This window comes from Streptomyces sp. NPDC054883 (genome assembly GCF_053610645.1).
Genome location: NZ_JBSGYT010000109.1, coordinates 1 through 1590, shown reverse-complemented (window position 1 = coordinate 1590; position 1590 = coordinate 1). Strand labels below are relative to the sequence as shown.

Here is a 1590-nt window from a genome sequence, read left to right as displayed (position 1 = left end):
CGTCCTTCGAAGAGCACCGCCCGTGCGTCGGGGAGGAGCCGGACCTGCTCCTCGAAGCGGTCCGTCAGCGTCCGCTCCCCGATCTCGCGGCGGGTCCCCGTCCACTCCTCCAGCACCTGACGCCGCTCCACGTCGCCCAGCAACTCGATCTCCGAAAGGGCGAGTTCCGGTCCCACCGCCACCTGTTCCAGCGTGCGCCGCAGCATGGCGACGATCCGTTCCACGGTGGCGTGCTCGTACAGGTCCGAGCTGTACAGCACCGCCCCGGTCAGGCCGGAGTCCTCGTCCGCGTGCAGCAAGAACTCCAGGTCGAACTTGACCGCTCCGGTCGCCAGCGGCTCCGCGGCGCCGGCCCGGACGCCCACCAGCCCGGGTCCGGCGGCTGGCCCGGACTCCAGTGCGAGACAGACTTGGAACAGCGGGTGCCGGGCGAGTGAGCGGGCCGGGTTCACCGCCTCCAGCACCAGGTCGAACGGGGCGTCCTGATGGGCGAAGGCATCCAGATCGGCGGCGCGGACCCGGCCCAGCAGATCCCGGAACGTAGGGTTCCCGGAGGTGTCGGTACGCAGTACGAGCGTGTTCACGAAGAAGCCGACCAGGTCGGACAGCGCCTCGTCGGAGCGTCCGGCGACGGGCGAGCCGAGCGGGATGTCGGTACCGGCCCCCAGCCGGGTCAGCGTCGCGGCCAGGGCCGCCTGGAGCACCATGAACGGCGTGCAGCGCTCGGCCCGCGCCAGTTCCCGCACCCGCTTGTGCAGCTCGGCGCCGAAGTCCACCCTGACCACCCCGCCGCGCTGCCCGGCGACGGGCGGCCGCGGCCGGTCGTGGATCAGGCCCAGTTCCTCGGGGAGGCCCTCCAGCGCCGTCTTCCAGTAGCCGAGCTGCTCCTCCAGCGGTGGCCCGTCGAGCGCCGCGCGCTGCCACAGGGCGTAGTCGGCGTAGTCGACGGGCAGCGGGGCGAGGTCGGGGGCGGCGCCGGCCAGCCGGGCGGCGTAGGCCGACGAGAGATCGGCGAACAGGGGCCGCAGCGACTGCCCGTCGGTGGCGATGTGGTGCAGCAGCACGAGCAGGGTGTACCGGGCCGCGCCGGACCGGAACAGCGTCGCGCGCAGGGGGCATTCGGCGGCCAGGTCGAAGGAGTGCCCGGCAGCCGCGAGCAGTTCGGCGTCGAGGGCGTCGGGCGCGACGCTCCGTACCTCGAACCAGGGCACTTCGGTCGGCGGCGCGACGAGCTGGCAGGGGTTGCCGTCCACGGTGGCGAACCGGGTCCGCAGCGGTTCGTGCCGGGCGACCACGTCACCGAACGCGGCGCGCAGCGCGGCGACGTCCGGCTCCCCCTCCAGGCGGACGGCCATCGGGACGTTGTACGCGCTCCCGCCCCCGGAGAGCCCGGCCACCAGCCACAGGCGCTGCTGCGCGAAGGACAGCGGCAGCGTCTCGGGGCGGTTCACCGCCCGGGTGAGGGGCGCGAGCGCTGGCCGGCCGGAGCAGTCGGCGATGCGGCGGGCGAGGGTGGCGGGGGTGGGGTGCTGGAAGACGTCGCGGAGGGTGAGGGTGACGCCGAGGGTGGTGGAGATGCGGTTGGTGAGG

Annotated in this window: 1 protein-coding gene; it reads right to left on the bottom strand. The window is 73.9% G+C overall.

The features are described 5' to 3' along the window. Positions 1 to 1590: condensation domain-containing protein (locus tag ACWGH1_RS35145; protein WP_453409357.1), on the bottom strand; the 1590-nt coding region annotated here is incomplete at both ends.